Annotated in this window: 13 protein-coding genes; 8 read left to right on the top strand and 5 right to left on the bottom strand. The window is 61.7% G+C overall.

What is annotated here, in order from left to right:
- Window positions 1-55 precede the first annotated feature (55 nt).
- The 3 genes from glgB to HU750_RS14915 all read right to left on the bottom strand — a co-directional run bounded on the left by glgB (window position 56) and on the right by HU750_RS14915 (window position 7,815).
- A complete protein-coding gene (gene glgB / locus HU750_RS14925) occupies window positions 56-2,266 on the bottom strand; it encodes a 1,4-alpha-glucan branching protein GlgB (RefSeq protein ID WP_099454766.1) in 2,211 nt (736 codons plus the stop codon).
- Window positions 2,267-5,584 carry a maltose alpha-D-glucosyltransferase gene (treS, locus tag HU750_RS14920; protein ID WP_186680860.1) on the bottom strand — a complete coding sequence of 1,106 codons (3,318 nt, stop codon included), beginning with the start codon at window positions 5,582-5,584 and terminating at the stop codon, window positions 2,267-2,269.
- A 212-nt stretch (window positions 5,585-5,796) separates the two neighbouring features.
- Window positions 5,797-7,815, bottom strand: coding sequence for an alpha-1,4-glucan--maltose-1-phosphate maltosyltransferase (locus HU750_RS14915; RefSeq protein WP_186680858.1), 2,019 nt, complete (start codon window positions 7,813-7,815; stop codon window positions 5,797-5,799).
- Window positions 7,816-7,956: 141 nt separating this feature from the next.
- On the opposite strand from HU750_RS14915, the gene HU750_RS14910 reads away from it, so the two are divergent.
- From HU750_RS14910 to HU750_RS14895, 4 genes are all read left to right on the top strand, one after another.
- Entirely contained in the window at window positions 7,957-8,118 is a 162-nt protein-coding gene (locus HU750_RS14910) for a hypothetical protein (protein ID WP_186680856.1), read from the top strand.
- Window positions 8,119-8,215: 97 nt separating this feature from the next.
- Window positions 8,216-8,425, top strand: coding sequence for a hypothetical protein (locus HU750_RS14905; RefSeq protein WP_225935621.1), 210 nt, complete (start codon window positions 8,216-8,218; stop codon window positions 8,423-8,425).
- A gap of 145 nt (window positions 8,426-8,570) precedes the next feature.
- On the top strand, window positions 8,571-17,036 hold the full coding sequence (locus tag HU750_RS14900) for a Tc toxin subunit A-related protein (RefSeq protein WP_186680854.1): 8,466 nt from the start codon (window positions 8,571-8,573) through the stop codon (window positions 17,034-17,036).
- 70 nt (window positions 17,037-17,106) lie between these two features.
- Complete coding sequence (locus HU750_RS14895; protein WP_186680852.1) at window positions 17,107-17,340, top strand: hypothetical protein; 234 nt, start codon at window positions 17,107-17,109, stop codon at window positions 17,338-17,340.
- A 123-nt stretch (window positions 17,341-17,463) separates the two neighbouring features.
- On the opposite strand, the gene HU750_RS14890 is transcribed toward HU750_RS14895, so the two are convergent.
- Window positions 17,464-19,140: an AMP-binding protein gene (locus HU750_RS14890; protein WP_186680850.1), complete on the bottom strand. Its 1,677-nt coding sequence runs from the start codon at window positions 19,138-19,140 to the stop codon at window positions 17,464-17,466.
- Window positions 19,141-19,379: 239 nt separating this feature from the next.
- Between HU750_RS14890 and HU750_RS14885 the strand changes: the two genes are divergently transcribed.
- Genes HU750_RS14885 through HU750_RS14870 form a run of 4 tightly spaced genes read left to right on the top strand, consistent with a single transcriptional unit; the run spans window position 19,380 to window position 24,938 of the window.
- On the top strand, window positions 19,380-20,543 hold the full coding sequence (locus tag HU750_RS14885) for an isovaleryl-CoA dehydrogenase (RefSeq protein ID WP_027592784.1): 1,164 nt from the start codon (window positions 19,380-19,382) through the stop codon (window positions 20,541-20,543).
- A gap of 19 nt (window positions 20,544-20,562) precedes the next feature.
- Window positions 20,563-22,170: a carboxyl transferase domain-containing protein gene (locus HU750_RS14880; protein ID WP_027592785.1), complete on the top strand. Its 1,608-nt coding sequence runs from the start codon at window positions 20,563-20,565 to the stop codon at window positions 22,168-22,170.
- Window positions 22,171-22,173: 3 nt separating this feature from the next.
- Window positions 22,174-22,989 carry a gamma-carboxygeranoyl-CoA hydratase gene (locus tag HU750_RS14875; RefSeq protein WP_099454772.1) on the top strand — a complete coding sequence of 272 codons (816 nt, stop codon included), beginning with the start codon at window positions 22,174-22,176 and terminating at the stop codon, window positions 22,987-22,989.
- Complete coding sequence (locus HU750_RS14870; protein ID WP_186680847.1) at window positions 22,986-24,938, top strand: acetyl/propionyl/methylcrotonyl-CoA carboxylase subunit alpha; 1,953 nt, start codon at window positions 22,986-22,988, stop codon at window positions 24,936-24,938. The genes HU750_RS14875 and HU750_RS14870 overlap by 4 nt, the downstream gene beginning before the upstream one ends.
- Window positions 24,939-25,051: 113 nt before the next feature.
- Here the strand turns inward: HU750_RS14870 and HU750_RS14865 are convergent, their stop codons facing one another.
- On the bottom strand, window positions 25,052-25,750 hold the full coding sequence (locus HU750_RS14865) for a LexA family transcriptional regulator (protein ID WP_186680845.1): 699 nt from the start codon (window positions 25,748-25,750) through the stop codon (window positions 25,052-25,054).
- Window positions 25,751-25,789 lie beyond the last annotated feature (39 nt).

Genomic DNA, 25,789 nt, shown 5'->3' with positions numbered 1-25,789 from the left:
TCACCGGCCTCTTCGCAGCACAAGGCTGCTCCTACACGGGCAATGTTTGCCCCGCTCAGGCAGGCTTGAGGATCAACACGCCCAGCGGCGGCAGGTTGAGCGCCAGCGACAACGGCTGCCCGTGGCTGGTGACGGCTTCGCTTACCACCGCCCCCAGGTTACCCACGTTGGAGCCGGCATACAGTTCGGCATCGCTGTTGAGCAGCTCTTCCCAACGCTCGCCAAATGGCACGCCAATGCGGTAGCCCTCGCGCGGCACCGGGGTGAAGTTGGCCACCACCAATAACGGCTCGCCATTGCTGCTCCAGCGCAGCCAGGCATACACGCTGTTTTGCGCGTCATCACCGATCAGCCACTGGAAGCCCTGGGGCTGGCAGTCCTGCTCATGCAGCGCAGGCACCTCGCGGTACAGGCGGTTAAGGTCGCCGACCAGGCGCTGCACGCCCTTGTGCTCGGGGTACTGCAGCAGGTACCAGTCCAGCTCGCTGTCGTGGTTCCACTCGCGCCACTGGCCAAATTCACAGCCCATGAACAACAGCTTCTTGCCCGGGTGCGCCCACATGAACGTGAGGTAGGCACGCAGGTTGGCGAACTTCTGCCAGCGGTCGCCTGGCATCTTGTCGATCAGCGAGTGCTTGCCGTGCACCACCTCATCGTGGGAAATCGGCAGGATGAAGTGCTCGGAATAGGCATAGATCAGCCCGAAACTCATCTCGTTGTGATGATAAGTGCGGTGAATCGGGTCGTTCTGGATGTAGTGCAAGGTGTCGTGCATCCAGCCCATGTTCCACTTGTAGGCAAAGCCCAGGCCGCCCTGCTGGATCGGCTGGCTGACGCCGGGCCAGGCGGTGGATTCTTCGGCGATGATCAACGCGCCAGGGGCTTCGTGTGCCGCCACGCCATTGAGGTGGCGGATGAAATCGATGGCCTCCAGGTTCTCGCGCCCACCATGGCGGTTAGGCACCCATTCGCCGGCCTTGCGCGAGTAGTCGCGGTACAGCATCGACGCCACGGCATCGACACGCAGGCCGTCGATGTGGAACTGCTTGAGCCAGAGCAATGCCGAGGCCAGCATGAAGCCACGCACCTCGTTGCGCCCAAGGTTGTAGATCAGCGTGTTCCAGTCCTGGTGGTAGCCCTCCAGGGGGTTTTCGTATTCGTACAGGGCCGTGCCGTCGAAGCGTGCCAGGCCGTGCTCGTCGGTAGGGAAATGCGCCGGCACCCAATCGAGGATCACGCCGATACCGCCTTGGTGGCAGGCATCGATGAAGGCGGCGAAGTCTTCGGCACTGCCGTAGCGTGAGGTGGGCGCGAACATCGACAGGGGCTGATAGCCCCAGGAGCCGCCGAAGGGGTGCTCCATGATCGGCATCAGTTCGATGTGGGTAAAGCCCAGCGCCTGCACATAGGGCACCAGGCGCTCGGCCAGCTCGCGCCAGTTGTAGTAACGCGCCACCTCGCCCAAGTCATCCAGCTCGCACTGCCACGAGCCGACATGCAATTCGTAGATCGACAGGGGCGCGTTGTAGGCGTGACGTTGCGCACGCTGCGCCATCCAGTCGTGGTCTTGCCAGGGGTGGCTGAGGGCACCGGCGACCTTCGACGCGGTGCTCGGCGGCAGCTCGGTGGCGCGGGCCAGCGGGTCGGCTTTAAGCGGCAGCACGCCCTCTTTGCCCAACACTTCGAACTTGTAGGTTTCACCCACGCCAAGCCGCGGCACGAACAGCTCCCACACCCCAGCGCTGTGGCGCAGGCGCATCGGGTGGCGGCGGCCGTCCCAATTGTTGAAGTCACCCACCACCGACACCCGCCGCGCATTCGGCGCCCACACCGAGAAGCACACGCCGTCGATGCCATCGGCCTGCATCGGCTGGGCACCAAAGCGCCCGGACAGGTCACGGTGGTTGCCTTCGGCGAACAGGTAAAGGTCCATGTCACCCAACTGCGGGCCAAAGCTGTACGGGTCTTCGGTCACCTGCTCACCACCGGCCCAGCCGATTTGCAACAGGTAGGGCTGTGCGTCATCAAGGTGCGCGGTAAACAGCCCAGGCAAGCTGGCCTGCACCATTTCGGCGAGCACGCGGCCGTCGTGGCGCGACAGTACGCGCGCATTCAGGGCATTGGGCAGGAAGGCGCGGACCCACTGCCCGCCGGCGCCGTCGCCATGGGGGCCAAGTACCGCAAATGGATCGGCGTGCTCGGCGCGGGCCAGGGCGTCGAGGTCCCGTTGCCGAAGACCGCCGGTATCACGCGTGGTTGCATTCATCTATGACTCTCCCCAGGTACTGATCAGTCCATGCAAGCCATGCAAAGGCACGGCCAGCCAATTCGGTCGATTTTCAGCTTCGTATGTAATTTCGTACGCGGCCTTTTCCAGGCAGAACAATTCCAGCGCGGCGCGCTCGCCTTCGGCCTGTTGCCAGGCGTGGGGCATGGCAGCGGTAGCCAAGCCATAGGCCTCGACAAACGCATGACGGGATTGGTGCAGGTAGTGCCTGGCAACCCGTTGCCGAGCCTTGCGCGCCGGGTCGGAAAGGTCCACCGCAGAGGCGTTGCGCAGAATCATCGCAGCAGCATAGTCGAAGGATCGCAGCACGCCGCTGACATCTTTGTAGGGGCTGTGACGCGCCCGGCGTTCTTCCAGTGGGCGCGCCGGTTCGCCCTCGAAATCGATCAGGTAAGCATCACCCTGCACCACCAGTACCTGGCCCAGGTGCAGGTCGCCATGCACGCGCATCAACAGGCCGCCTTGGGCTTGCCGGGCGAGGTTGTCGATGTGCTGGGTCAGGCCGTCGCGCTGTTGCTGCAGGTCGTCGACCAACGCCTGGCTGTCGCTGTCCAGGCTGTCGCGGTGCTGGGCCAGCAGGTCGAGGGCGTGGGTCAGCTCGGCAGTGATCTGGGTGCCCCAGCGCTCGCTGTCCTGGGCATCGCTTATGCGCGGCTGAAAGGCCGCATCTTCGGTTGGCGCTGCCAACAACACGTGCATCTCGCCCAGACGCTGGCCCAACAAGGCAGCAAAGCCATCGAGTTCGGCCAAAGCATCGGTATGGGCTTCGCTGGCGGAACTGGTCGGTTCCATCTCGTCGCGGATGGCCCGTTCCAGGGTGTTCTGGGTCCAGGCCCAGGCATCGCCCTGATTGCTCAGGTAGCCCTGGGCGATCATCAACAGGTGCGGGGTGGCGTGCTCGTCCACACGGCTGACCCACCCCAGCAACGGTGAAATATTGGTAAAGCCCGCCGCAGTCAGGTAGGCGCTCATCTCAAGTTCTGGATGAATGCCTGGGTTGACCCGGCGGATCAGCTTGAGCACCACCCGATCGGCAACCACCACCGAGCTGTTGGACTGCTCGGCGCTGAGGTAGCGCACAGGGCTCTCTTCGGTGAGCCCCAGCTTGGCAAGCTGTTCGGTGCACTCGAAACGCAGCTCGCCCAGGCCATTGCCACAGGGCAGCCGGTGGCGTTCCTGGCAGGCCCGCAGTACAGCGCGGATGAATGGCTCAAGGACGAAGGCGTCGGTGATCAAACCAACCTGTCGGCCACGGCGCACGCGCGACAATGCCAGCTGCTGGGGCAAGGCGCTGTTGATCAGCTCTTCGGGCAACAGGCCGAACGGCAGTTGGTAGTGGTTGGCGACGCCATCGCTGAGCACTTCCAGTTCGCCGAGCAATACCGGCGTGGTGGCCGTGCCGAAACGCACGCCATAACGCAGGCGAACCTGGTCGATGGGCCCTTCCTTGCCGGCGAACCAGCGCCGTTTGGGCAGGTATTGCGGCAGGATCGAGCTTTCCAACATCTCGCTGGAAGGCGCCTCGAGCAGCTCTTCCAGGCGCTTGCGCAGGACCAGTGTGGTCAATTCGGGTAACCCCTCGGTGGCCTGGATATGCCAGCTGGGCATGCGGTCGTGCGACGCCAGCAGAAACCAGTAAAAAGCATAGGGCGGCAATGTCAGCAAAAACGGCAGCTGGCCGATCGGGGGAAAGGCGCTGCCGCCTAGCATCTCCACCGGCACTTTATCGGCGTATTGCGACAGCTCGAGTTCCGCGGCCTGGGCGGCGCGGGACACGTTGGCCACGCAAAGAATCACTTCGCTGTTGCCCTCTTGGTCGGTGTACTCGCGGATGTACGCGAGGATGCGCCGGTTGCTCGGCGTGAGCATGCGGATGCTGCCACGGCCAAACGCCTTCTGCTGGTTGCGCACCGCCAGTAGGCGGCGGTTCCAGTTGAGCAACGAATGCGGGTCGTGGGACTGGGCCTCGACGTTGACCGTCTGGTAGCCGTACAGCGGGTCCATGATCGGTGGCAGCACCAGGCGCTGCGGGTCGGCGCGAGAGAACCCGCCATTGCGGTCCGGCGACCATTGCATGGGGGTGCGCACGCCGTCGCGGTCGCCCAGGTAGATGTTATCGCCCATGCCCAGTTCATCACCGTAGTACAAGGTCGGTGTGCCCGGCATCGACAGCAGCAGGCTGGTCAGCAGTTCGATGCGCCGTCGGTCACGTTGCAACAGCGGCGCCAGGCGGCGGCGGATGCCAAGGTTGATGCGGGCGCGGCGGTCTTCGGCGTAGTAGTTCCACAGGTAGTCGCGTTCGCGGTCGGTGACCATCTCCAGGGTCAGCTCATCGTGGTTGCGCAGGAAAATCGCCCACTGGCTGTTGGCGGGGATTTCCGGGGTTTGGCGCAGGATGTCGGTGATCGGGAAGCGGTCCTCCATGGCCAGGGCCATGTACATGCGCGGCATCAGCGGGAAGTGAAAGGCCATGTGGCATTCGTCGCCATCGCCCTCGCCAAAGTACGGGCGGGTGTCTTCGGGCCATTGATTGGCTTCGGCCAGCAGCATGCGGTCGGGGTAGTTGGCGTCGATCTCGGCACGGATCGCCTTGAGCACCCGGTGGGTCTCGGGGAGGTTTTCGTTGTTGGTGCCGTCGCGCTCGATCAGGTAGGGGATGGCGTCCAGGCGCAGGCCGTCGACGCCCAGGTCGAGCCAGAAGCGCATCACCCCGATCACCGCCTTGAGCACTTGCGGGTTATCAAAATTCAGGTCTGGCTGGTGCGAATAGAAGCGGTGCCAGAAATACTGGCCGGCGACTGGGTCCCAGGTCCAGTTGGACTTCTCGGTGTCGAGGAAGATGATGCGCGTGCCGTCGTATTTCTGGTCGTCATCCGACCACACGTAGAAGTCGCGTGCCTTGCTGCCCCGCTTGGCCAGGCGGGCGCGCTGGAACCACGGGTGCTGGTCGGAGGTGTGGTTGATAACCAGTTCGGTAATCACCCGCAGGCCGCGCTTGTGCGCCTCGGCGATGAAGCGCCGGGCATCGGCCATGCTGCCGTAGTCGGGGTGCACAGCTTTGTACTCGGCGATGTCGTAGCCGTCATCGCGCCGTGGCGAGGGGTAGAACGGCAGCAGCCAGAGGGTGTTGACGCCCAGTTCGGCGATGTAGTCGAGCTTGCTGATCAACCCGGCGAAATCGCCGATGCCGTCGTTGTTGGCATCGAAGAACGACTTGATGTGCAGCTGATAAATCACCGCGTCCTTGTACCACAGCGGGTCATCGATAAAGGCTGCTGGTCGGGAACGCTTGGCCATGGGTGACTCCTTTCAATTCTGCGGATGCGCGCTACCTGGTTTTAGGGCTGCTGCGCAGCCCATCGCCGGCAAGCCAGCTCCCCCAGGTTTTGTGCTGGTTTCACAGGCAGCACCGGGCCTGTCATTTGACTGCAAAGCTCGCAGCCGACGCCGGCCCCTGTGGGAGTCGGCTTGCCGGCGATGGGCCGCACAGCGGCCCCCGGCTTGAAGGCCTAACGGGCCTTTTCAATTCGCCAGATACCAAACGGCTGATGCCAGGGCTCGATGCGCATCCATTGGGTCTTGCCATGCCAGGTCCAGCGGTGGCCGTTCATCAGGTCTTCGCCAACAGTGTCGGCGTTATCGTCCAGGCCCAACTCCCACAGCGGCAGCTCGAAGCTGGCTTCCTGGGCGTTGTGCGGGTCGAGGCTGATCGCCACCAAAATGAAGTTGTCGCGCTCGGGCGTGCGCTTGGCGAAGTACAGGATGTTGTCGTTCCAGCAATTGAAAAACGCCACCCCAAGGTGAGTCTGCAAGGCACGGTTCTGCCGGCGGATGCGGTTGAGCTGGGCGATTTCGGCAATGATGTTGCCGGGTTGGGTGAAATCACGCGGGCGGATTTCGTACTTCTCCGAGTCCAGGTATTCCTCTTTGCCGGGCAGCGGCGTGGCTTCGCACAGCTCGAAACCCGAATACATACCCCACAACCCCGAGCCCATGGTCGCCAAGGCCGCGCGAATAAGAAAGCCCGCCCGCCCCGAGGTGTGCAGGAAAAACGGGTTGATATCTGGCGTGTTGACGAAGAAATTGGGCCGGTAGCACAGGCTCCACGGCGGCTGGTTGAGCTCTTCGTAAAACTCGCGCAGCTCCTGCTTGCTGTTGCGCCAGGTGAAATAGGTGTAGCTCTGGGTGTAACCGACCTTACCCAAGCGCGCCATCATCGCCGGCTTGGTGAAGGCCTCGGCCAGAAAAATCACGTCCGGGTGCTGGCTGCGCACATTGGCGATCAGCCATTGCCAGAACGGCAACGGTTTGGTGTGCGGGTTATCGACGCGGAAGGTCTTCACGCCCTCCTCGACCCAACCAACCACCACGTCACGCAGGGCCAACCACAGCGAAGGCACGGCCTCTGGGGCATAGAAGTCGACGTTGACAATGTCCTGGTACTTTTTCGGCGGGTTTTCCGCATAGCGGATGGTGCCGTCGGGGCGCCAACTGAACCAGCCGGGGTGCTCCTTGAGCCAAGGGTGGTCTTGCGAGCACTGTATGGCGAAGTCCAGGGCGATTTCCAGGCCATGCTCTGCAGCCGCGGCCACCAGGCGACGGAAGTCTTCACGGGTGCCCAGTTCCGGGTGAATGGCGTCGTGGCCGCCTTCGGGGCTGCCGATGGCGTAAGGGCTGCCTGGGTCATTGGGCGCTGCCTGCAAGGCATTGTTGCGGCCCTTGCGGTGTTTTTTGCCAATCGGGTGAATGGGCGGGAAGTACAGCACGTCAAAGCCCATGTCGCGGATCATCGGCAGGCGTTCGTGCACGTCGTTGAAGGTACCATGGCGCTCGGGGCTGTCGGTGATCGACCGCGGGAACAATTCATACCAGCTGGCGAACTGCGCCGCCGGGCGGTCGACGTCGACGGGGAATTCGCTGCTGCGGGTAAGGTAGCTGCGGTGCTCGGCTTCGGTCATCAGCCGTGTGGCTTCAGGGCCCAGCAACAGCGCCACCTGGTCATCCTCAGGCAGTGTCGGCAGCCGCGCCTGCAAGGCTACGATCTGTTCACGCAAGAAGCCCTCGCTGCGCTCTGCGCCTTTGCCCAGCAGAAGACGGCCTTCCTCAAGCTCCAGCTTGACCTCGACGCCAGCGTGGTACTTCTTCTCCAGGTCGTGGCAATAAGTGGCGAACGGGTCGATCCAGGCCTCGATACTAAACAGGTGCGGGCCCAGCTCCGTTGGGGTGAACTCGCCCAGCCACAGGTCATTGCCGGGCGAATGCATAGGCACGCAGTGCCAGCGTCGGCTGTGGGCCTGGCGCCAGTTGAGCATCACAGCGAGGCGGTCATGGCCGTCGCTGTACACCTTGCTGCTGACCGCGACCGCCTGGCCGCTGATGGCCTTGGTGGCGAACGTGCCGCCGTCGAGCGCAGGTTGCGTGCTTTCGATCACGATGCGCGGCGCCAGCAGCGCCTGGGCCAGGCTGATGGCCTGGTCTGGGTGATCGTTCGCCATGGGCACGCTTTCGAAGGGCTCGTTTCGTGACATCGGACCTTGCTCCCTTAGGCTGGTGGCGGTAAGGGTTCAGAGCCGGGCGCGGGCGTAGGGGTTCAAATAAATTGAGCGAACGGCAGCCCCTGACAGTCAGAGCCTGCAGCACCTCTTCATTCACCCACGCGAGGTCAGGCCATGAACATTCCCATTCCACCGGAAACCCCCGATCCAAACATCGACGACCCCAGCTTGCCGCCACCCGTGCCGGAAAAGGATCCGGACGAGCTGCCGATCAAGCCGACCGTGCCGCCAACGGTGGGCGACCCGCCGAGCCAGGAGCCACCGGTGAAGGCTTAAGGGTAGACCACCGCTACTGATATTTTTGCCAGTAGCGGCGCCTGCCGGTTGTGCTGAAGATGAGTTCTCCTTATTGCGGGCAGGAGAACTCATCATCGTGGACATCACACGGCATGTAATCGACTGCTTCCAGAATGCTGGTGTGGTCGATCCCGACACGGGCACTCGCCTTGCGCACCTGGACAAGGACAAGTGTGAGTTCGCGTTAATGTGGCTGGAGATATGCCACGGTATCCCTCTGGATCGCGATTACCGCACGCTAGGCGAACTGGCCGAAGCGCTTGGCGAGGCGATAAGGTTTCGCTGACACCGCCGGATTATCAATGATTCCCCCCTCTTACGACCCACCCTACACCTGTCATTTTTGCTAGGTGTGCACGTTCCACTCTCCCTATACGCTTCGATCACTGGCCCTAGCCTGGGCCGCCGACCGCAGCGCAAGGGAGCTGGGCATGAACGACCTCATCACCGCGAACAGTAACGACACGCCCGCGGAGCGCTCGGACGCTGCCACCTACATGAAGCTGTTCCCCGATACCCGGGAACGTTGCGCACCAGCCTCGCCATGGGCGGACAATGAGCGGCCAGCCTACTTGGTCCATCTCAAGGGCCTGATAGAAGAACTGCAGATACAGGCAAAGGTCGCCGAGCCGGTAACCCTGCAGACTCGCCGCCCGGACTTGCTGCAACTCAAGCTGAACAACAGGAACATCCGTAAAAGCCTGGCGAAGATCGACATCGTGCTCGAGGTGCTCGAGCGGCATGCGGGGGTGGCGCGTAAGGACTTGCCAAGGGCTGTGGCCGAGGGCGTGTACAAGGGTAATGTTCCCTTCCACAACGCCTGGGAAGCGATCAAGGCCACGCTGGCCATGAAGCAGCTGCCCCTGTGGGACTTGCTGTACAGCGTGAACATGGGCATGCCCGCCTTCAGCTTCGATGCTGCAACGCTTAACGCCCAGCACAACGCCGCGCTGCTGAGCAGCGGTTTCTCGCCGCAATTGCGGACCCTGCTGCTGCACCCCGCCAGCGCGGCGAAAGACTTCTACAAGACGCAGTTCCACATCCTCGCCACGGGCCCGAAAGGCAACCTCGATACCACCTACCAACTGACCCGGGCACTGGGCCTGACACGCAGGGAGCTGCGCCGTCTGCTGGCCGTGAGCGCCCTCGGCAAACATAACACCTCTGTGACCCGCAGCCCTTACGTCACCAGCCAAACGGTGGCTGAGGCTTCGAGCAAAGCCTACGGCGCAGCGTTCATCAACGCTGGAGGCGCCCCTCTGTATCTGTTGGACGCCGCCGAGACCGAGAAGGCCGATGCGCCATCGAGCGGTGCAAATAAAACCGCCAAGAAGACCATCACGATCGCTGGGATCAGCACCCAGCATATCGATCGCCTGCAACGCATCCTGCGCCTGCAGCGTGCACTTGGCCTGGCCTCCGACGAGGCCGATGCCCTGGTCATGGCGGCCTTGCACGCCGAAGGCCAACGCCCCGCCCAGTACCAGCTGACTACCAGCACCCTGCGCGCCCTGGGCCTGTTCCGCCATCTGCAACAGAAGTACCAGGTACAGCCGCTGCAGTTTGCAGCACTGCTGCACGAAATCCCCTGCCATGGCACCGAGCGTCAGCTGTCGTTCTACGACAGCGTGTTCGCGCCCCGGCACGATAGCGAAGGGCAAAAACTGACGGATGTGCTGGTGCTCGATGACCAGCCGTTCGACCCCAATGCCACCACGGGTGAGGATGCCTTGACCGTCAAGCGCCTGGGGTTGGCGCTGCGAGTCGACCCCCTCGTGCTGCGCGCCATCCTCGACACCGTCACGACCGAACAAGCGCTGGCCAAACCACAGCGCTCGCTTGCGGTGGTGTCGGCCTGCTACCGCCTGGCCACGCTCACGCAACTGTTCGGCACCTCGCAGCTGGAAGGCTGGATCGTCCTGAAGCTGTTGATGAAGCAGTCCCCGCTTTACCAGCAGCAACTGGCCGGCCGCCCGAGCCTAGGGGCACAGCCGCAACCCTTGCAGGACGACAAGGCGAGCATCGCCGACGCCGCCGTTGCCACGCAACCGCAAGCAGACATTGTCGATACCATCGCCGGGGTGATGGCAACGATGGAGTGGGTTGCCCAACAGAGCGTCAACGCCCTGGACATGGCAGTGCTCCTCCACGACGGGCCACTGGAAGAGCCTGGGTTAAAAACCCTGTTCGACCTGTACGCGTCCAAGAAGAAAGCAGCCTCTGGCAAACTCGACCTGCGCCAGGAACTGAGCACCGCGCTGGGCCTGCCAAGCAAGGAGCACCTGCTGCCACTGCTGCAATGGGTCGCAGTCGATGAAGACGTATTGGTAAACCGCATCGATGCCGTTCACCAAGAAGTGCAGAAGTCAAAAGGCAAACGCCAACCGCTCGAGTGTTTTACCGCAGACGACCGGGCGCAGTGGTTGACGTTGCAGCGCTACAGCCGCGCGGTCAGCCTGTTCGGCATCGGGCATGCCGCCCTTGACCAGATCATGCCGCACCACTTCAACCTCGGCGCCATCCCTCGCCCGCTCGACCTCACCACCCTGCACCAGCTTGGTCGCTACACAACACTGCTGGGCGGGCTGGCCACCGACAAGCACGAGCCGGACTTGTTGCGTTACCTCGAGCAGGTGCGAACCCCGCTCGACGCCTCAGGCGAGGCCAAGGCCTGGGCCGACCTGGAAGCACTGCTAGGGCACGACCAGGGTGGCCTGGCCAAGCTCGGCATCCCTCTGCCCACCACGCTGCACGCCTTGGCCCGGGTACTGCAACTGACACAGCTGGCGAGCCGGCAAGGCCTGTCGGTGGATGGCTTGCTGGTCATCGGCGCACTCACCGAGTCGACAGATGACAACGCCTTCGAACAGGCGGCCATCGCGCTGCGCCAGAGCTGCTCCAGCCAGCAATGCCAGGCGTTGGATGCCCAGCTCAAGCTGGCCTGGCGCGATGCATTGATGCAATGGATGCTGGTGCACTGGGCCGCCCCGCACAAGGACCTCAAACGGATCAAAAGCCCTGAAGCCCTGGCCGATTACCTGCTGATCGACCTGCAGGTCTCTCACGAACCGCTTACCACCCGGGTGCTCTCGGCGATCGCCAGCCTGCAGCGCTACCTGCAGCAGATCCACTCACGCCTGGAGGACGGCTATGGCGACAAGGCAATCCCCCAAGCCATGCGCGACGAGTGGGATAATTTTTCTTGCAGCTTCGAGCGCTGGAAACTGCGCAAGGATGCCCAAAACGAACCGCAGAATTTCATCGACCCCTCGCGCCGCACGCGCACGAGCAGCGCCTTCGCCGAGCTTGAAACCCAGCTGGCCCAAGGCAAGTGCACACCGGACGAAATCCAGACCGCCCTGCTCGGCTACCTGAGTACCTTCGAGCACGTCAGCAATATCCAGCCGCTTTCGGCGTACGCCAGCGGTATTGATCCTCTGAGCGATACCTACCACTTCATCGGCAAGAGCAATGTCGAGCCACCCCAGTACTACTGGCGCACGCTGGACATGAAACAACGCGACGCCGACAACGCACCGAGCATGCTGGCCTGGGGGGAGTGGGAGGAGATCACGCTGGCAATGAATGGCGAGATGGTCAAGGGGCCATTGCCGGTGGTCGAGGGTGTCAAGAAAGAAATTACGACTAAGAAGAACGACCCAGCAACTAAAGACAAAACCGCTGAGACCCTTGCACAGGAACTCTTGGAGAAGCAAAAAAACGAAGATGACCAACGTACGGAAGTAGACCTGATCCGACCGGTCATCATCGCCGGGCGCCGGTATGTGGTGTGGGTCGAGCGGGACACCGCGGCAATTCCCATGGGACCGGACAAAAAACCGAGCGAGTACCATGCGCTGCGGGTGAGCTTCGCCTTCCAGCAGATCGACGGGAACTGGAGCCCGGCCAATGTGTTGATGCGGCTGGATGGGCATGATGCGGCAGGACATTTTGATGAAAGTAAAGATAGCAAAGGCACTCTGAACAAATTCTTGAAGACCAAGAAGTTCCAGGCGGGTTTGATGGTGATGGTGAATCAACTGGGGGGACGCGAAAATGACCCTTGGTTGATGGTGATGTTGTTCGATGTGGAGAAGGTCAAGGATTCGAAGGGCAACGTCAATACCAGCACCTGGGAGCGAGACAACGAGTATTTCCTGATTGGCAAGGATCTCCTACTGCTCGACACCAAGACATTGGATGAGGCCAGTTCGAAAGACAATACCATTGAGAAAAGACTGGTAAAAAACTGGATAGCCCTTTTCCGTGACCCGCGCACGGTGCAGCATCCCTATATTGGGCCTCGTCAGATTGTAGAAGACCAAAAAGACGAGCCCAAATGGGAACGCCTTGAACATGCCAATTTTGCCAAAATGCTCATTGATAACCACGCGAATAAAATTAGTAAAAAAAACCTGATAGACGAAAAAAAACACATACTTAGAACACTAATAACCCCTGATAATCTTCAAGGGCGTCCATTCTATCAACACCCAGAGATCACCTTAATCGATAATGAACTCGGGACCATTGGTACACTAAAAATCCTAGAACTCGCAATGGCAGGTATTACAACCTCCGCCAACTCTACAACAACAAGCTTCCTCATACATAAAACCGAAATACTCATAACAAATACAACCGTCAACAGCGTTGAAATCACCAACCTTTCCACGCACGCTAGAGTAGATGAAGGTACATCAACTTCCATCAACCTATTCAACAGCACCTCTGACCCATACAGCAAGCCCGTACCGAGAAACCACACTAGCGCTTACATCTATACTTCCTCTGATGAACCCTTAGAACTAGCCCTAGAACACGATGCAGCCACCACGCAATTAAGCGTCATACTTGAAAAAAAGAATCTAATCCTAGCAACCCCAACGCTTACAGCCACAGTATCACCAACAACTAAAACCCTAGCCACCCTCCAACAACCTTTATCTATCGCAGACTCAAACAATCTCAAAGAATACAGTCTAACAGACCTAGAATCTGCCTTAACCAGCCCCACTCACTTGGACAATCTAGGCAAAATAAAGCGCTCCATTTTGAGCGCCCGCTACACTTCAAACCCGGATTCAGAGGACCCGCCCAAAGATATTACGAAGCGCTCTACTGGCAGGACTTCGGTCCATGCGGCCATCACTCGCGCGCAGCACGCAGGCCAGCTCGATGCCGTTAGCACGTACATCGCAATGGAAAAGTCCGCCATCCTGGCTGAAGTAAACGCGCCCCTTGACCAGGCCCTGGTGCAGCTTCTGGACTCGCTCATTCGCCTTCGGCACTTTGAACCTGAGGCCTGCGTTCGCATCCTGCTCCGTTTCGGCCCCGAGCATCCACCCGTCTTCACCGATGAAGTCCCCCTCGATGGCCAGAGCACGATTGCTTTTCAGCTCCCCATCAGCCGTGATCGGGCCATCAAAAGCTATTCATTTGACTTTGAGCTCTACTATCTTGCTAGCCGTTGGAAAACGACCCTGATCTACAATCTGGTGGACGACGCCGACGATGCCGTGGACAGCGTACACATCAGGCGCAATGCCGAGCAGGCCCTCTACCTGGATTTGTCCGAAGTCAATCAAGCGGACCCCACAAACGCCCTATCGGTCAATTACCTGCGCCTGAACACCCTGTTCGGCAAGCGCCTGGTCGCTGAGGCCACGCAGTCGGTCATGCAGGTGTTGTCCTGGCCGACCCAGCACCTGCCCGAACCGCGCCTGGAACCTGGCGGCACCAGCAGTACCGTCGACTTCCGCGGTGCCAACGGCATGTATTTCTGGGAATTGTTCTTCCATGCCCCGCTGCTGATTGCCTGGCTGCTGCGGCAAAACCGCGACTACCGGGGTGCCTGGCAGTGGTGCACCGGCCGCTTGTTCGACCCTTACCGTACCTGGAGAACAGACCAGGACACCCCGCAGTACTGGTTGAGCAAGCCGATCCGAGATGACCATGGCGCCTATCGAAAAATAGCGGAAACCGACGATCCCGACCTGATCGCCTATGCCGAGCCCGAGCGCTACCGCAAAGCGCTTCACCTGTTCGTGGTGGAAAACTGGCAACGCGAGGGTGACGAACTGTACCGCCAGCTCACCCTGGCCACGCTGGAGGCCGCCGCGCAATGCTACGACAAGGCCCTGCGACTGATCGGCCTGTTGCCCGAGCACCTGTCGAGCGCCCCGGCCGATGCGCCGACGCTGGCACAAGCCACCCCGGACCAGTTCACCCCGCCGCTGAACAACAAACTGGTCGAGCTGCGCAACCTGCTGCGCAACCGCCTGTTCAACCTGCGCCACGGCCTGAGCCTGGACGGCAAGCCCGTGCCGATCATGCTCGACCCCGACTTCCTGGAGCGCCTCGCCCAGGGGCACACCAGCGCCAGCGAGAGTCCGGTAGCCAGGCTCACGCCCCCGCAGGTGCCACCTTGCCGTTATGACGAGGCGCGCACATTCGCCCGGGAGGCCGTGGAACAGCTGATCGGCATGGGGCATACGCTGCTGGGCTATTACCAGGCCGAAGCCAACCAGCAGCTTGAATTGCTCAGCAAGTGCAACCTGATCAAACTGCTGGACTTCCCTTACCAGCTTCAGCAACAGGCGCTGGAGTTGGCCAAGCGCGAGCGTGAGACGTTACTCACCAGCAAAGCGATGGTGCAGCAACGTCTGGATTACTACCAGGAACTGAACGACGTCGGGGTTAAAAGCCTGGAGGAGTCTGCGCTCTCGTATTGGACCGCTTCATATGGCACCCGCATAGCCGCATCTCCGTTCTATGCCCTTACTTCCGCTATGTCTTTTCTACCCACTATCGGTGGAGCTGCAATAGGTGGTTGGTCACCTGAAGAGGCACCCGAGGCGGTCGCCAACCTCATCGAATCAGTCTCAGAACTACTGGAAACACAGGGTAACGTCTTCGACAAGAGTGCTGAATTCCAACTCCGTGCCAAACAATGGCAGTACGAAGCCAAGCAAGCCACCCTCGAACTCGCCGTCCTCGACAAACAACTGCGCGAAAGGGACGTGCAGCTCAAGGCCGCCAACATCGCCCTGCAAGAAGCCCACGCCACCCGCGCAGCCCACCAGGCCGAGTATGAGGTGATGACCTCGGTGTTCCCCAGCCGCACCACCTACCTGTGGCTGATCGGCCGGCTCTCGCAAATCTACGCCGCCGCCTATGATGCCACGCTGTCACTGTGCCTGATGGCCGAGTCTTGCCTGCAGTATGAGCTGGGTAATTTCAAGAGCACTTGGATCAAACCCGGCGCCTGGCTGGATAACTGGCGCGGTATGCTAGCCGGCGAAGCCCTGGCACGGGACCTGATGCTGATGGACTTGGCCGCCATTAGTGAGAACCATCGGCCACTGGATATTCACGCTGAGCTCTCCCTGGTGACGGACCTCGGCTTCAGCGGAAAGACACTTGAAGAAGCGCTGAAAAAAGATGAAATTCTTTTCGATCTGGCCCCCCGCCATTTCGACAAGCACTTCCCCGGCCATTATCTGCGCAGGATCGAGCGCATCTTTCTCACGTTCACATACAGGGGTAGCACTAAACCCTCTTCGCCCTCGGGCATGCTCTACCAGACCGCCAACAGGGTGTTGCTAAAGGATGATTCCGACGGCGCGACGTTCCTTTACGGTGTCGACGGTGGCGACCCCAATAACATAATGCTAAATCTGAACCCCGGCCAAAAGATTGCCATCTGGTCACCTAAACAAGAATTCACCAACTACGACCTGCAACCCTCAATTCCCGATAAGTCTCGCTACCAGCCATTCGAAGGGACCGGATTGCTTTCCAGCTGGAGGCTCGAATTTCCGCGTGGCGCAAAAAATAATTCCAGTTTGTTTGAGGGTGACACTTGTAAGCTCGATGATATTAAAGTGCATGTCATCTACTCAGCGCTGGACGGCTCGGCCGACTTTCGTAAGCATGTAAAAAAATTACTGCAGATAACCGGTGTTAACGTCGTCGACCCCCCCGCCCCGACTAAGAATCCATCTGGAGCGACTGGCAAGGCCGACAAGGCAGTTGCCCGCGCCAAGAAGGCCGAACAGGCGGCTATCGCAGCCCAGCTCGCCGCCGAAGCCGCTGCCGCTACCCCGGCGTTGAATGCCTCAGTGGCAGCGGGCGAGAAGCTCAAAGCGACGCAGGCAGTCACTGATGCGAAGAACGCTGCTAACGCAGCCACAATAGCCAGAGAAAGAACCGAGGAAGCGGCTGCCTCTGGCAAGGTGAACGAAGCCAATACCGAAGCCACCAAAGCAGAAACGGCGAGAGACGACGCACTCAAAGCAGCCGCTGACGCAGTCGCTGCAAGCCTGGCTGCGCAGGGTCTTGAAATCCAGCGCCGAGCTAGCGCCTTGGCCAAGGCCAGGATGGCCGATCAGGAGGCTGCTGCGTCGAGTCAGGCCGCGCAGGACGACGCCAACGCCGATGCACTCAAAGCCACCGAAGCTGCAGATCAACTGGCGACGGCCAATACAGCGGCAACCGAAGCCAAAACTGCAGCCAGCAAAGCCAAGGCTGCCAGAGAAAAAGCCGACAACGCAACAACAGCGGGTGACGCAGAAAAAGCGGCGGAGGAAGCCAAAAGCGCGGCCGACGAGGCGAAAGCCGCAGCGAAAAAAGCCGCCGACGCCCGCAAGGAAGCCGAAGACGCTTACAGGCTTAAAAAAGATCAAGAGGCTGAACTGATCACTAAGAAAATTGCGTACCTGGAAAAAAACATGAACAAGGAAATCAAAATCACCCGATGGACAGGGAACGGCAACGAATATTACGACCGTGGCATTCTGATCAGTATCGACAAAAAAAATAATACGTTCACATTAAAAAGCGAGGTCTATCAAACAAGCTACACATTCCCCATAACAGACGCGCCCCTTGACTGAGAACCTGTAATGCTTACAGCCCCCGGACCGTAAACAGGTTATGCATTTCAACCCACACAAGGACACCACAATGAGCACAACAGAAAACACAACGCTTGAGACATTCCAAGCGTTCTTGGAAGAGTATCTAGACTATAAATACGCCATAGACGAGACAACATCGCTCTTTGACATTAATGGAGATGGAAGTAAATGGGCCAAGGCCCTGGCGAGAGGGTTCAACGGGCTCAACATTTCCCATAGCGAACTGTCCGAACTTGAGACCGTTGGTAAATTGCTGAATAAGATAAACGGGACTGAATAGCCCCCGTGCACCAGGCTGCGTACACACTGAGTGGTTTCTCAGTGTGTACGCAGCCTGGTGCACGGAGGGTCAACGTCGACTCATGCTCGCATTAGCTGTTATGAACAAGAACGGTGCTTTGAATCAACAGGTCCTGTTGATTTCCGAAACGCTGATCTCTCGCATCCTGAACTTCTGCACCTTCCCGGTAACGGTCATCGGAAACTCGTCAACAAAGCGGATATGCCGCGGCACCTTGTAGTGCGCGATGCGTGCCTTGCACCAGCCCTGCAGCTCATCGACCGTGACGCTGTGCCCGGGGTGCAGTTTGATCCAGGCCACGATTTCTTCGCCATAACGGTTGCACGGGATGCCGATCACCTGGGCATCCGCGATTGCCGGGTGGGTATAGAAAAACTCCTCCAGCTCGCGCGGATAGATGTTCTCGCCGCCGCGGATGATCATGTCCTTGTTGCGCCCGACAATGCGCACATACCCCTGTTCGTCCATGACCGCCAAGTCGCCCGAATGCATCCAGCCGGCTGGGTCGATGGCATCCGTCGTGGCCTGTGGGTTGTCCCAATACCCGAGCATCACGCTGTAGCCCCGCGTGCACAGCTCGCCGATTTCGCCCCTGGCAACCATGCAGCCGTCGGCGTCCACCAGCTTGTTTTCCAGCTGCGGCTGGGTGCGCCCGACCGTGGTCACGCGCCGCTCAAGCTCGTCGTCCGGGCCGGTTTGCAAGGACACCGGGCTGGTTTCGGTCATGCCATAGGCAATTTGCACTTCGGCCATGTGCATCTGATCGATAACCCGGCGCATCACTTCGATCGGGCAGGTAGCGCCGGCCATAATGCCGCTGCGCAGGCTCGAGAGGTCCATGGCCTGGCGGGCCGGATGGTCGAGCATGGCGATGAACATGGTGGGCACGCCATACAGGATGCTGGCGCGTTCTTCGGCCACGGCGCGCAGGGTGAGCTCGGCGTCGAAGGCGTCGTTGGGGTAGATCATAGTGCTGCCGTGGGTGATGCAGCCGAGGTTGGCCATGACCATGCCGAAGCAGTGGTACAGCGGCACCGGGATCACCATGCGGTCGGCCGAGGTCAGGCCCAGGCTTTCGCCGACCATCAAGCCATTGTTGAGGATGTTGTAGTGGCTGAGCGTGGCGCCCTTGGGCGCGCCGGTGGTGCCGGAGGTGTACTGGATGTTCACCGGTTGGTCGAACTGCAGGCTTTGCTGGCGGGCCGTGAAGGCCTCGAGCGTGGTCTGCCCTGCCCGCTCGGCCAGCGCCTGCCACGGCAAGAAGCCCTGCGGCGGCTGGGCAGCCAGGCTGATCACCCCGCGCAGCTCGGGCAGGCCTTCACTGGCCAATTCACCGGGGGCAACGCTGGCCAGCTCCGGCACCAGGCCCTGGACCATGGCGTGGTAATCCGACGTCTTGAAGGCATCGGCGCACACCAGCCAGCGGCAGCCGGACTGGCGCAGCACGTATTCCAGCTCGCCGACGCGATACGCCGGGTTGATGTTGACCAGGATCGCGCCAACCTTGGCGCTGGCCAGTTGCAGGATGCACCACTGGGCGCAGTTGGGCGACCAGATGCCCACGCGGTCGCCGGTGTTCACGCCCAGGGCCATCAAGGCGCGGGCGTGCACATCGACCTGTTCGGCCAACTGCCGCCAGCTGTAGCGCAGGCCCTGGTGGCGCGCCACCAACGCTTCGCCATCGGCGCAGCGGGCCACGGTGGCATCGAAGGCCTGGCCGATGGTCTGGGTCAGCAAGGGCCGGTCCTGGCGACCGCGGGTATAGCTCGGTTGACTCATGGGTGTCCCTTCTTGTGGTTGTTCTGGGCACGACTGAAGCAAGCGGGAGATACTCTGGCGCAGATTTACGTTTACGTAAAGGTGATGAGGCGATTGACAGTAATGGCATGCAGGTTTACGTTAACGTAAAGGTTATAGCGACATCGCATCTATCGACCTAAGCCCGCTCCCACAGGGGACGATGAAAAGTCCATGAGCTACGGTGTTACCCAATTTCAAGAACAAGAAGGTGCCCACGCATGCATTACCCCTCCCTGAACTTCGCCCTGGGCGAAACCATCGACATGCTCCGCGACCAGGTCAGCACCTTCGTCGCCGCCGAACTGGCGCCGCGCGCCGCGCAGATCGACCACGACAACCTGTTCCCCGCCGACATGTGGCGCAAGTTCGGTGACATGGGCCTGCTGGGCATCACCGTATCGGAAGAGTACGGCGGCGCCGGCCTGGGCTACCTGGCCCACGTGGTGTCGATGGAAGAAATCAGCCGCGCCTCGGCCTCGGTCGCCCTGTCCTACGGCGCCCACTCCAACCTGTGCGTCAACCAGATCAACCGCAACGGCACCCATGAGCAAAAGCTCAAGTACCTGCCCAAGCTGATCAGCGGCGAGCACATCGGCGCCCTGGCCATGAGCGAACCTAACGCCGGCTCCGACGTGGTGTCGATGAAGCTGCGCGCCGAAAAACGCGGCGACCGCTACGTGCTCAACGGCAGCAAGACCTGGATCACCAACGGCCCCGACGCCAACACCTATGTGATCTATGCCAAGACCGACCTGGACAAGGGCGCGCACGGCATCACCGCGTTCATCGTTGAACGCGACTGGAAAGGCTTCAGCCGCAGCAACAAGTTCGACAAGCTGGGCATGCGTGGCTCCAACACCTGCGAGCTGTTCTTCGATGACGTCGAAGTACCGGAAGAAAACATCCTCGGCCAACTCAACGGCGGCGTGCGCGTGCTGATGAGCGGCCTGGACTACGAACGCGTGGTGCTGTCCGGCGGCCCGACCGGCATCATGCAAAGCTGCATGGACCTGGTGGTGCCCTACATCCATGACCGCAAGCAGTTTGGCCAAAGCATCGGCGAGTTCCAGCTGATCCAAGGCAAGATCGCCGACATGTACACCCAGCTCAACGCCAGCCGCGCCTACTTGTACGCCGTGGCCCAGGCCTGCGACCGCGGCGAAACCACCCGCAAGGACGCCGCCGGGGTCATCCTGTACACCGCCGAACGCGCCACGCAAATGGCCCTGGAAGCGATCCAGATTCTGGGCGGCAACGGCTACATCAACGAGTTCCCGGCGGGCCGCCTGCTGCGCGACGCCAAACTGTACGAAATCGGCGCTGGCACCAGCGAAATCCGCCGGATGTTGATCGGCCGCGAATTGTTCAACGAAACCCGCTGAGCACAAGGGACGGGCGCACATGGCTACCTTGCATACCCAGATCAACCCGCGATCGGCGGAATTCGCCGGCAACAGCGCGGCCATGCTCGAACAGGTCCAGGCCCTGCGTGGCCTGCTTGCGCACATTGCGCAGGGCGGCGGCCCCAAGGCCCAGGAACGGCACACCTCACGCGGCAAACTGCTGCCGCGTGAACGCATCGACCGCCTGCTGGACGCAGGCTCCCCCTTCCTTGAAATCGGCCAGCTGGCGGCCCACGAGGTGTATGGCGAAGACGTGCCGGCCGCCGGCGTGATTGCTGGCATTGGCCGGGTAGAAGGCGTGGAATGCATGATCGTGGCCAACGACGCCACGGTCAAAGGCGGCTCGTACTACCCGCTGACCGTCAAAAAACACCTGCGCGCGCAGACCATCGCCTTGCAGAACCGCCTGCCGTGCATCTACCTGGTGGACTCCGGCGGCGCCAACCTGCCCCGCCAAGACGAAGTGTTCCCCGACCGCGAGCACTTCGGGCGCATTTTCTTCAACCAGGCCAACATGAGCGCGCTGGGCATCCCGCAGCTCGCCGTGGTCATGGGCTCGTGCACCGCCGGTGGCGCCTATGTGCCCGCCATGGCCGACGAAGCGATCATGGTGCGCCAGCAGGCCACTATCTTCCTAGCTGGCCCGCCGCTGGTGAAGGCCGCGACCGGTGAAGTGGTAAGTGCCGAAGACCTCGGCGGCGCCGACGTGCACTGCCGCATCAGCGGCGTGGCCGACCACTACGCCGACAATGACGAACACGCCCTGGCCCTGGCCCGGCGCAGCGTGGCCAACCTCAACTGGCACAAGCTGGGCAAACTGCAGTGCCAGGCGCCCATCGCCCCGCTGTACGCTGCCGATGAGCTGTACGGCGTGGTGCCGGCCGACGCCAAGCAACCGTTCGATGTGCGCGAGGTCATCGCCCGCCTGGTCGATGGCTCGGTGTTCGACGAGTTCAAGGCACTGTTCGGCACCACCCTGGTATGCGGCTTCGCCCACCTGCACGGCTACCCGATCGCGATCCTGGCCAACAACGGCATCCTGTTTGCCGAAGCCGCGCAAAAAGGCGCGCACTTCATCGAACTGGCGTGCCAGCGCGGCATCCCGCTGCTGTTCCTGCAGAACATCACCGGCTTCATGGTCGGCAAAAAGTACGAAGAAGGCGGCATCGCCAAGCACGGCGCCAAATTGGTAACCGCAGTGGCCTGTGCCCAGGTGCCAAAGTTCACCGTGATCATCGGCGGCAGCTTCGGTGCCGGCAACTATGGCATGTGCGGCCGCGCTTACGACCCCCGCTTCCTGTGGATGTGGCCCAACGCACGCATCGGCGTGATGGGTGCCGAACAAGCCGCTGGCGTGCTGGCCCAGGTCAAGCGCGAACAAAGCGAGCGCAGCGGCCAGCCGTTCAGCGCCGAAGACGAAGCCAAGCTCAAGCAGCCGATCCTCGACCAGTACGAACACCAGGGCCACCCTTACTACTCCAGCGCCCGGCTGTGGGACGACGGCGTTATTGACCCGGCGCAAACCCGCGACGTGCTCGGCCTGGCGTTGTCTGCCGCGCTGAACGCCCCGATCGAACAGAGCCGCTTCGGCATTTTCCGGATGTGACCCATGAGCGATTTCAGCACCCTAGAAGTGGTCAAGGACCCTCGCGGCTTCGCCACCCTGTGGCTCAGCCGCGAAGACAAGAACAACGCCTTCAACGCACAGATGATCCGCGAACTGATCGTCGCCCTCGGCCAGATCGCCGAAGACAGCAGCCTGCGTTTTCTGCTGCTGCGTGGCCGTGGCCGGCACTTCAGCGCCGGCGCCGACCTGGCCTGGATGCAGCAGTCTGCGCAATTGGACTTCAACACCAACCTCGATGACGCCCACGAGCTCGGCGAACTGATGTACGCCCTGCACCGGCTCAAGGCGCCGACCCTGGCCGTGGTGCAAGGCGCGGCCTTTGGCGGCGCCCTGGGCCTGATCAGTTGCTGCGACATGGCCATCGGCGCCGAAGACGCTCAACTGTGCCTGTCGGAAGTGCGCATCGGCCTGGCCCCGGCCGTGATCAGCCCATTCGTGGTCAAGGCCATCGGTGAACGCGCCACCCGCCGTTACGCCCTCACCGCCGAGCGCTTCAGCGGCGTGCGGGCCCGTGAACTGGGCCTGCTGGCCGAGGTGTACCCCGCCCACGAGCTGGATGCCCACGTCGAGGCCTGGGTCGCCAACCTGCTGCTAAACAGCCCGCAAGCCCTGCGCGCCAGCAAAGACCTGCTGCGCGAGGTCGACGATGGCGAGCTGAGCCCTGCCCTGCGCCGCTACTGCGAAAACACCATCGCCCGCATCCGCGTCAGCGCCGAAGGCCAGGAGGGCCTGCGCGCCTTCCTCGAAAAGCGCCGCCCTGCCTGGCAAACCGACGACAACAAGGAGCCGCGCCCATGAGCCGCACCCCGTTGACCACCCTGCTGGTCGCCAACCGCGGTGAAATCGCCTGCCGGGTGATGCGCACCGCCAAGGCCATGGGCCTGACCACCGTCGCCGTGCACAGCGCCACCGACCGTGACGCCCGGCACAGCCGCGAAGCCGATATCCGCGTCGACCTCGGCGGCACCAAGGCCGCCGAAAGCTACCTGCAGGTCGACAAACTGCTGGCCGCCGCCAAAGCCAGCGGCGCGCAGGCCATCCACCCGGGCTATGGCTTTCTTTCAGAAAACGCAGGCTTTGCCCGCGCCATCGAACACGCCGGGCTGATCTTCCTCGGCCCACCGGCCAGCGCCATCGACGCGATGGGCAGTAAGTCAGCGGCCAAAGCACTGATGGAAGCTGCCGGCGTGCCCCTGGTACCGGGCTACCATGGCGAAGCTCAAGATTTGGAGACCTTCCGCGCCGCCGCCGAGCGCATCGGCTACCCGGTACTGCTGAAGGCCAGCGCCGGCGGTGGTGGCAAGGGCATGAAAGTGGTCGAGGACGAAAGCCAACTGGCCGACGCCCTGGCCTCGGCGCAGCGTGAGGCGCAATCGTCGTTCGGCGATGCCCGCATGCTGGTTGAAAAGTACGTACTCAAGCCCCGTCACGTAGAAATCCAGGTGTTCGCCGACCAGCACGGCAACTGCCTGTACCTCAACGAACGTGACTGCTCGATCCAGCGCCGCCACCAGAAGGTGGTTGAAGAAGCCCCCGCACCCGGCCTGTCGCCCGAGCTACGCCGGGCCATGGGCGAGGCCGCGGTGCGCGCCGCCCAGGCCATCGGCTATGTGGGTGCAGGTACGGTGGAATTCCTGCTCGATGCCCGTGGCGAGTTCTTCTTCATGGAGATGAACACCCGCCTGCAGGTCGAGCACCCGGTCACCGAAGCCATCACCGGCCTCGACCTGGTGGCCTGGCAGATCCGCGTCGCCTGTGGCGAGGCGTTGCCAATCACGCAGGACCAAGTGCCGCTGATTGGCCACGCCATCGAGGTGCGCCTGTATGCCGAGGACCCGGCCAACGAATTTCTGCCGGCCACTGGCACGCTGACGCTGTACCGCGAGTCGGCGCCGGGCGAAGGGCGCCGGGTCGACAGCGGAGTAAGCGAGGGGGACGTGGTGTCGCCGTTCTACGACCCCATGCTGGGCAAGCTGATTGCCTGGGGTGAAGACCGTGAGCAGGCACGCCTGCGCCTGCTGGCGATGCTCGATGAGTTTGCCATCGGCGGGCTGAAGACCAACATCGCCTTCCTGCGGCGCATCCTCGCGCACCCAGCGTTTGCCGACGCCGAGCTCGACACCGGGTTTATCCCACGTCACCAGGACGTTCTGCTGCCCGCCCCCCAAGCGCTGCCAGCGCCCTTCTGGGAAGCCGCCGCAGAAGCCTGGCTGCAAGGCCAGGCCGGCCAGCAACGGGACGACGACAACCGCTCGCCGTGGGCTGAACGCAATGGCCTGCGCCTGGGCTTGCCCGCGCGCAGCAGCCTGCACCTGACCAGCGCCGGGCAAGACCAGGCGGTGGCACTGGAACGTAGCGCGACATCCACCTGGCAACTCAACGGCGAGCAACTGGTACACGACCAGGCGGGCGTGCGCCGCCAGCACCTGGCGATACGCCGCGGAGGCACGTTGTACCTGCGCTGGGACGGTGAAATGCATGCCATCGAAGCCTTCGACCCCATTGCCGAGGCCGAGGCCAGCCACAGCCACCAAGGCGGCCTGGGCGCGCCCATGAACGGCAGCATCGTGCGGGTATTGGTCGAGCCAGGCCAAGTGGTAGAAGCCGGCACAGCGCTGGTGGTACTGGAGGCCATGAAGATGGAGCACAGCATTCGTGCGCCGCATGCCGGCACGGTGAAGGCGCTGTTCTGCCAGGAAGGGGATATGGTCAGCGAAGGGACCGTGCTGGTCGAGCTGGTGGAGTAAGTTAACCGGAGCCGGCAAGCCGGCCCCCACAGGGATGACGCGGGCTTTCAGAGCAACGCCAAACTTGTTGGAGCTGGCTTGCCGGCGATTGGCACGCGCAGGCTGGGTTCTCTCTAGAAAGTGCCATGCACCCGCACAACCACCCCCAAAAACTCACAGCCGTCTTCGCACAACAGCGTTGGATAATTGCTGTTCAATGCCTTCAGATACCGCTGCCCACCCTCCTCAGCCAGCTCACGGAAAATCGCCGGTTTGCCCGGCTGTCGAGCGATAACCAAACGCCCCGGCTCCACCTCCACCCCAGGGTCCACCAGCATCCGCATCCCCTGCGGCACACTGCGGCCACTGGCGGCGCTCATCGCTTCATTCTCAACGGTCAGCCAGAACGCCTTGCCCTTGGCCAGGTAGTCCGTCTGCTCGAATACGCTCGCCTCTGCCCCCTCTAGCTCATCCCAGCCCAGCACCGGGTAGCGGAAGCACACGATGTATTGCATGAGGTCCAGGTCATCGTCGGTGTCATCCATGTCATAGCTGCCGCGGTCCTCGCCTACCTGGCCCACAATGCGCAGTTGCAAGCTGACGTTGTAGTGGGGCATGCCAATCTCGACGAACGTGCGGTTCATCGACTCGATCTTCGGCTGGCGCCGTTTGTTCACCCAATGCCCCACGCTGCCTTGAGACACGCCAACGCGTTCGGCTAGCTGTTCTTGGGTGAGCCCAAGCTCCTCCATCCGGTCACGGACGAGGGCAATCCATTTATCCATATTCATCGCTGGCACGATACGGACTGCCTTCAAGCGCTCAATAAACATCCTGTATTATTTATCAGAAAGCATGAAAATACTTAAGGT

The organism is Pseudomonas sp. SWRI50 (genome assembly GCF_014269095.1).
Classification (GTDB): domain Bacteria; phylum Pseudomonadota; class Gammaproteobacteria; order Pseudomonadales; family Pseudomonadaceae; genus Aquipseudomonas; species Aquipseudomonas kermanshahensis.
The sequence above is the reverse complement of the archived record's forward strand: the minus strand, read 5'-3'. Positions and strand labels throughout refer to the sequence as shown.